Origin of the sequence: Ohtaekwangia sp., from assembly GCF_036786105.1 — a bacterium.
Lineage (GTDB): Bacteria > Bacteroidota > Bacteroidia > Cytophagales > Cyclobacteriaceae > Ohtaekwangia.
In genome coordinates this window covers 59860-67277 of sequence record NZ_DAIQRQ010000015.1, presented here as the reverse complement: position 1 = coordinate 67277, position 7418 = coordinate 59860, and the positions used below count along the sequence as shown (strand labels likewise).

6 protein-coding genes are annotated in these 7418 nt (G+C 45.2%); 3 read left to right on the top strand and 3 right to left on the bottom strand.

Annotated features, from left to right (window positions below):
• Positions 1–500 precede the first annotated feature (500 nt).
• The 3 genes from V7Q33_RS09410 to ligD are packed head-to-tail and all read left to right on the top strand — an operon-like array spanning position 501 to position 4345.
• The gene (locus tag V7Q33_RS09410) at positions 501–980 is read left to right on the top strand and encodes a Ku protein (RefSeq protein WP_331977570.1); all 480 of its coding nucleotides are present in this window, start codon (positions 501–503) and stop codon (positions 978–980) included.
• 57 nt (positions 981–1037) lie between these two features.
• The gene (gene ku, locus V7Q33_RS09405) at positions 1038–1799 is read left to right on the top strand and encodes a non-homologous end joining protein Ku (RefSeq protein WP_331977572.1); all 762 of its coding nucleotides are present in this window, start codon (positions 1038–1040) and stop codon (positions 1797–1799) included.
• On the top strand, positions 1799–4345 hold the full coding sequence (ligD, locus tag V7Q33_RS09400; protein WP_333819687.1) for a DNA ligase D: 2547 nt from the start codon (positions 1799–1801) through the stop codon (positions 4343–4345). The genes ku and ligD overlap by 1 nt, the downstream gene beginning before the upstream one ends.
• A 69-nt stretch (positions 4346–4414) precedes the next feature.
• Here the strand turns inward: ligD and V7Q33_RS09395 are convergent, their stop codons facing one another.
• The 3 genes from V7Q33_RS09395 to V7Q33_RS09385 form a co-directional block, all read right to left on the bottom strand.
• Positions 4415–4873 (bottom strand): hypothetical protein, encoded by a 459-nt coding sequence (locus V7Q33_RS09395; protein ID WP_331977576.1) that lies wholly within the window; start codon positions 4871–4873, stop codon positions 4415–4417.
• Positions 4874–5016: 143 nt separating this feature from the next.
• Positions 5017–5748, bottom strand: a complete 732-nt coding sequence (locus V7Q33_RS09390; protein ID WP_331977578.1) for a DNA-formamidopyrimidine glycosylase family protein — start codon at positions 5746–5748, stop codon at positions 5017–5019.
• A gap of 102 nt (positions 5749–5850) precedes the next feature.
• On the bottom strand, positions 5851–7392 hold the full coding sequence (locus tag V7Q33_RS09385; protein WP_331977580.1) for an FAD-dependent oxidoreductase: 1542 nt from the start codon (positions 7390–7392) through the stop codon (positions 5851–5853).
• Positions 7393–7418 lie beyond the last annotated feature (26 nt).

Sequence of the window (7418 nt, the reverse complement as noted above, 5' to 3'; positions counted from 1 at the left end):
TACATATTACACATGCAGAGATTTGAATAACGATGAATTAATAATGAATAAAGAACAAGGGACAAATGAATAAAGAACAAGGAACCGATCAACAAATGTTGAGCATAAAACCAAGTACACACCTCATCCCACCCACACTCCTCTAGCAGCTGGAAGCTAGCAGCTAAAAGCTAAAAAAAAGGTCTTTCACTTCGTTTACCTACGCCAGCATTACCTGGATCAGGCAGTGGGAATCATTTCTCAGCCGTATTTATTTTACAACCTATCAAATTAAGCACTCCCAACAAAGTGAAAGACTTGGGTGTAATGCCTAAAATGCTATGCCGGAATTACGCTGCATGTTAAATATATAGGGCGTAACACTTAAGTGTATATAGAATGATATCTGAAAATGTTGAAAAAATTCTACACTAGTGTAGTTATATTTTTTTAAATTGTTCTTCTGCTGGTTGAGTTGAAGGCACATTTTTTTACTCATCCAAACGCTAAACCCCTCTCGTATGAACACACGCTGGACAGGAACACTGGAATTTGGCCTGGTTACTATACCCTTTAAAATCAGTACGAAGACGCTTCAACCTGGCGCGGACTCTACGGATATGCAGAACGGCAATGTGATACAAATTGTCGATTTTCTCTCCCGCGACAGGATCAATGAATCTCAATTCGAATCAAATCTCCAACTTGAGCCTGATAAGGAGGGGGCGCATGCGTTTAACCTGCTTCAGGACGGGTTAGTAAAAAATAATAAAGTTGCGCTCGGCAGCTTCAACGGCTACGACAACAACTATATATGCCTGTTGCACGCAGAAGATGAAGGCATGTGTGTTGAATTGGTGGATACTTTTACAGAAGATGAAACGCTTGAAGACAATCTGGCCCGGCATGGCATGATGGGCGCAGAAGCCGAGGCAAAGCGTCTTTCTCCGTTTGGCCAGGTAAAGAAATTCTTTTCAATGCAGAGCCTGAAGTTCTTTTAGTATACATCACGTCTGGCATATTATTTAAACAGATGCTTTCAGTAAACAACCAAGCACATGAGAGCAATCTGGACAGGAGCCATTGGTTTCGGGCTCGTAAATATTCCTGTTAAATTATATAGCGCTACACAACAAAGTGAGCTTGACCTTGATCTTCTCGATAAGAAAGATCATGCACACATTCGCTTTCATCGTGTAAATGAGGAAACCGGTAAAGAAGTAACGTGGGGAAATATAGTCAAGGCCTATAAATACAACGGCGAATATGTTGTGCTGGATGATAAGGACTTTGAAAGAGCCAGCCCGAAGAAAAGTAAAATCATTGAAATAACCGATTTCGTTTCAGAAGCGGAAATTGATCCTATCTATTATGAAACACCTTACTACCTGGAGCCGGAACGTTCCGGTACGCGTGCCTATAGCTTGTTGCACGATGCTCTGCTGAAGAGTGAGAAGGCAGGTGTGGGAAGTTTTGTATTGCGCAGCCGCGAGCATCTTTGTGTGCTGCGTCCGTTGGATAAAGTGATTGTACTGAATCGCATACGCTTTGCAGAAGAGATTCGCGATTCATCTGAGTTAAAATTGCCTGCCAGTAAACCGAAAGCCGGCGAGTTGAAGATGGCGCTTTCGCTGATCGATCAGCTTACTTCGCCATTTGATATTTCAAAATTCAAGGATACATATTCAGAAGAGTTGCGTAAATTGATCAAGGCGAAAGCAACTGGCAAAAAGACCGAGTTCCCGAAGTTGAAAGTTACGCATCGTAAATCCGCCGATCTCATGTCGCAGTTAAAGGCCAGTCTTAAACGCGCATCGTGATGAGCCTTACCACCTATAAGCAGAAACGTAATTTTAAAAATACACCCGAGCCATCCGGAAAAAAACGGAATGCCCACGCTACGTTGTCGTTCGTAGTGCAACGGCATGATGCTTCCCGGCTGCATTATGATTTTCGTTTGGAAGTAGACGGTGTATTGAAGAGCTGGGCTATACCGAAAGGACCTTCCCTGAATCCTGCTGATAAACGACTTGCCATGATGGTGGAAGATCACCCGCTGGAGTATGGTAAGTTTGAGGGCGAAATACCCGAGGGAAACTATGGCGCTGGCACAGTAGAGATATGGGATCGTGGTACATATGAGCCCGAAAATATAGCAGACCCTGCGGACTACGAAAAGGAAATGTTAAGCGGCCTGAAGAACGGATCGTTGAAATTTGTACTGCATGGAAAAAGGTTGAACGGCTCTTTTGCACTGGTACGATTAAAAAATGCCAAGGAGAATAGCTGGCTTTTAATAAAGCATAAAGATGAGTTTGCTGCCAATGAATATAGTGCCGAGGAAGATCGCAGCGAGGTGAGTGAAAAGAAAGTTGCTCAGACTGAAACCGTACAAAATTCACCATCTATACCGAGGCTTGTTCAATCAGGAACAGCGAAATTGAAAGACTATATCCAGCCCATGACAGCACAGATTGGCGATGAACCTTTTGACAATGACGATTGGGTCTTTGAGATCAAGTGGGATGGTTATCGGGCTATCGCAGAGATAAATAAAAAGGAGATCAGGTTCTATTCGCGCAACGGACTGTCGTTTGACAAACTATACCCTCCGGTAGTGGAAGCATTGAAGAAACTGAAAGAGGAAGTTGTGCTGGATGGAGAAGTTGTAGTGCTTGATAAGAATGACAAACCAAGTTTCCAGAAATTGCAGCACTACCGTGAGAACCGGTCGCTGCCACTGGTGTACTATATATTTGATTGCCTGTCGTACAAGGGAAAAGATCTTACTAATCTTCCATTGGTAGAGCGGAAAAAGATTTTAAGGAAAATTATTCCGGAGAGTGCAGTGCTTCGCTATTCCGATCATGTTGCAGGCGATGGTGTTGCTTTCTTCAAGCATGCTGTGAAGCTTGGATTGGAAGGCATGATCGCCAAACGCGCATCAAGCCTCTACAGCATAGGCAGAAGAACTTCTGACTGGCTCAAGATCAAAAATCACAATACGCAGGAAGCCGTAATAGTCGGGTATACCGAGCCGCGGGGCAGTCGCAAATATTTTGGCGCGTTGGTATTGGGAATGTATGAGCAAGGTAAGCTGAAGTATATAGGGCATACCGGCACCGGTTTTACGGAAAAGGTTTTGAAAGATGTATATACTGTATTGAAGCCCCTGGTGCGCCACTCGTCACCTTTTGAAAAGAGGGTGCCGATTAATGGTACAGTTACGTGGGTGAAGCCCGAGCAGGTATGCGAGATTAAATTTACCGAGGTGACGGAAGAAGGCATTCTGCGCCACCCGGTGTTTATGGGATTGCGGATTGACAAACAGGCCAAGGAAGTAAACCATCTTGATGTGAAAATACCTGCAAAGAAAAAAACAACTGCCAAGAAATCGGCTGCAACAAAGTCAAGACCGGCAGCTTCTACGGCATCTAAAAGCAAGAAGCAGGAAGAGGATCGCGATAGCATTACCATCCGCGCTGATCGCCACGAAGTAAAGATTACCCATCCAGACAAAGTATACTGGCCCGATGATGGCATTACCAAGGGCGATGTGGTAGAATATTACAATAGCATTTACAAATATATACTTCCATACCTTAAAGACAGGCCGCAATCGTTAAAACGAAATCCGAATGGAATTGCCGACAAAGGTTTTTTTCATAAAGATGTTGGCGAAGCAGCACCTGCCTGGGTAGAGCACACGGTGCTATATTCTGAAAGCGCGGAAAAAGATATAGACTATATTATCTGCAACAACCGGGCTACGCTGCTGTATATGAATAACCTGGGATGTATCGAGATCAATCCCTGGAATTCCCGAACCAAAAATCTTGACAAACCTGATTACCTGGTGATGGACATCGATCCGTCTGGGAAAAATACATTTGACGAAGTAGTTGATACAGCACTGGCCATTAAAGAAGTATTGGATAAAGCCGGGGCAGCTTCTTTTTGCAAAACATCGGGCGCATCGGGCTTGCATGTATATGTGCCACTCGCAGCCCGCTATGATTACGAGCAGGCCCGCTCGTTTGCCGAAATTATAGCAACGTTCGCACAAAATCTGCTGCCTGAAATCACCACGCTGGAGCGCTCGCTCTCCAAACGAAAAAACCGCATTTACCTCGACTATCTCCAAAACAAGCGCGGACAAACGCTTGCCTCTGTATATAGTCTGCGTCCCGTACCAGGCGCCACCATTTCCACACCACTCGAATGGAAGGAGGTAAAACACGGATTATCACCATCACAATTTACCCTGCAATCATTACCCAAACGCCTCGCAAAGAAAGGTGACCTTTTCTCAGGCATTCTTAAAAAAGGCATTGATATGGAGAGGTGTTTGAAGAGGCTCGAGTGAAAACATGTTTATGTGTTTGCGTTGGTATGTGCGTTCGTTGCCAGCCTGTAATGTATTCAACATACCAACTTAAACACGTACACACATACCAACATGAATACCTAAATATACTCCAATCCCAAAAAATACGTGCCCTATGAGGATGGATGGAATATAGGAGCGAAGGGGTACATCGGGTGGATGTGGATGTATAGCAAAGAAAATTCTCCATACCAGTATACCAAAAGCTCCGAAGATGAAGCCATAGAGCATGCAGATGAGGAGTGTTGGCGATCCGATGCCGTGTTGCCAGAGTAAATGCCATATAAAGGCGAATAAAATTCCCACCAGGTAATGCGCTGCTATACCGGTAACAATGGCGAATGTACTATCAGACAATCCGCGTTGCGGGGTAGTCTGAAAGGTAAGCATCGTCCCGAGAATTTTAACCACCTTCAACCGCTTATGCGTGATGTAGGAGAGAAGGTACAGAAACGCAGTCATCGTAGCTGTGCCGGTGATGCCGGAAAATATAATGAGCAAGCTCATGTGTTTACGTGTTTAGGTGTGTATGTTGGTACGTTGATTCATGTGTATCGGTACGTGTTTATGTTTGTCAGGAGAAATTTAAATACCAGGAATGCTTCAAGCCGCGCTACGTAAACACTTGCACACATAAACACGTAGGCACGTTAATACTTCTTCTGACATCTTTCGCAGTAAAATGTTCTGCGGTTGGTTTTGCCGAGGTATTTTTTGATTACGGGTATATGGTCGCGGGGACAGGTTTGTTTGGTGTGGATGAGCCAGTGTTTCTTTAACTCGAAGTTCTTTTTCCACGCAAGGAAGTCGAAGCTATATTGTACCGCTTCTTTTACCAATTCTTTTCTCTTGGCCAGCGGTAAATTTCCAACTTCAGTTTCCGGATGCACGCGGATGCGGAACAATACTTCGTTCTTGATAATGTTTCCTACACCGGCAAATATAGTCTGATCCAACAACGCATCGCAGACCAGTGTTGCGGGTGACTTCTGTAATTTCTTCAAGGCGTTGCCGGCATTCCAGGTATCGCTCATCACATCGGCACTCCAGTCATATATATCGTCCAGTGGCGTTTCGATCAGCGCAAGCGAGCATGCGTAAAAGTTAAGTTCGCCTTTCGTAAAGGCAAGGTGTAACCGGGCGGTTGAATCCTTTTGCTCGTTGATCCGATACGATCCGAACAGAAGGAAGTGAACACGCACCGTAAACTTGTCAAAGCAGATCAGAAAATGTTTACCCCAGCTTTTGAAGTCAATCACCTTCTTCCCCGTAAGCCTGCTAACATCAAACTTCTTCGTGCTTCCCGAAGCTGCTATAACTTTCTTTCCCCGAAACGCCTGCACCGCCTCTTTGAGAATAACAATGGAAGGACCTTCGGGCATTTGGAAAGTGTTTAAGTGTTTAAGTGTTAAGTATGTGTTTACGTGTGTACGTTGATACGTGCTCACGTAAACACGTATCAACGCGCACATGTAAACATGTTATCAGCGTTTTTTCTCTTCGAGCGTTCGCAGCTCAATGGGTTCGAGATTATGACTGGCTGGTCCGGTGAGTACTTTGCCATCGGGATCGTAGCGGGCTCCGTGGCACGGGCAATCCCAGGTTTGCTCGGTGAGGTTCCAGCTTACACTGCATTTCATGTGCGTGCAAACAGGAGAGACGGCATGCAACATACCTTCGCTATCTTTTGATAGTGCGATAACTTCTCCGTTGTACTTTACTACTTTGCCTTCACCCGGTGCAAGAGCCGCCATTTCATCCAGCCCTTCCGTTGCAAACCATTTGCCGATAAATTGCTTCGCTACATCTGCGTTGTGTTCAATGAAGTTTACAAAGCCTGCCACCGGTTTGATGCGCGATGGCGAGAAGAGATCGGCAAATATACCTTCCTTCAACACGATCAGGTCGTGCAGCACCATGGCAGCAACACTGCTAAACGTCATACCATTGCCGCCATAACCGGTCGCTACATATACATTTTCAGAATGACCAGGCATGTGGCCGATGTAGGGTAATCCGTCAGCAGGCTCAAAGTATTGTGATGACCATCGATAGACTACTTCGCGTACACTATAATATTGCCGGACATAGCTCTCCAACTGGCGGAAACATTTATCGGTATTGGCTTCATGACCGGTCTTGTGGTCTTCTCCCCCCACGATCAGGTATTTTTCGCCGTCTACTACCTGTGTGCGGTAGTAGTGGTAAGGATCATACATATCGTAGAGAAGCCCTTCCGGATATTGTTCGTTGTTGAGTTTGATGGCCATTGCATAACTACGCCACGGAGCGCAGCGCAAGTGCAGCAGGTTGATCGTAGGCGGTATGTGTGTGGCATAGATCAGCCGTTTTGTTTTGAACGTTGCTGAATCAGATTGTACTTCAATAACATCGCCTTCTTCATTAACGTTGGATACGCGGCAATACTGCAGAATGGTTCCTCCGGAAGCCTCATATTGTTTTGCCAGTGCGTAGATATACTTTAGCGGATGAAACTTTGCCTGTCCTTCTACGCGAATAGCTTTTTCGAATGGTATCGTGGCAGGTATACTGTATACATATTCCAGTGATAATCCTGCTTCCTGGGATGCTCTTGCTATATCTTCCAGCTCCCGGGATTGCTCTTCATTCTGCGAGAACAAATACGCTGGTGCTTCCTCAAAATTGCAATCGATCCGGTAATCTTCAACGTGACGTTTTATCAGATGGATTGCTTCGCGAGTTGCCAGTGTTACCAGCCTTGCATTCTCTTTTCCGAAATTTTTGCTGATCGTGGTATATGGATTATCGAGCAGCGTGTTGAGGTGAGCCGTGGTTCCGCCCGTGGTACCAAAGCCGATATGGTGTGCTTCCAGAATCAGGCATTTCAATCCCGACTTTTGCAACAGCAACCCGGTAGATATACCGGTAATGCCAGCGCCAACAATAATCACATCGTACTGTTCCGCAGGGGTAGGTTTATTCTCTGTCTCGTATACAGGCATATCCTGCCACAGACTCACATGGGCTCCATCGCGCGTAATCATATCTTGGTTGTTTTTCGATGGAGATA

Coding starts and splice junctions, on each gene's coding strand:
- V7Q33_RS09390 (WP_331977578.1), bottom strand. CDS start 5,748: ATGCCCGAAGGTCCTTCCATTGTTATTCTCAAAGAGGCGGTGCAGGCG.
- V7Q33_RS09410 (WP_331977570.1), top strand. CDS start 501: ATGAACACACGCTGGACAGGAACACTGGAATTTGGCCTGGTTACTATA.
- ku (WP_331977572.1), top strand. CDS start 1,038: ATGAGAGCAATCTGGACAGGAGCCATTGGTTTCGGGCTCGTAAATATT.
- V7Q33_RS09385 (WP_331977580.1), bottom strand. CDS start 7,392: ATGATTACGCGCGATGGAGCCCATGTGAGTCTGTGGCAGGATATGCCT.
- ligD (WP_333819687.1), top strand. CDS start 1,799: ATGAGCCTTACCACCTATAAGCAGAAACGTAATTTTAAAAATACACCC.
- V7Q33_RS09395 (WP_331977576.1), bottom strand. CDS start 4,873: ATGAGCTTGCTCATTATATTTTCCGGCATCACCGGCACAGCTACGATG.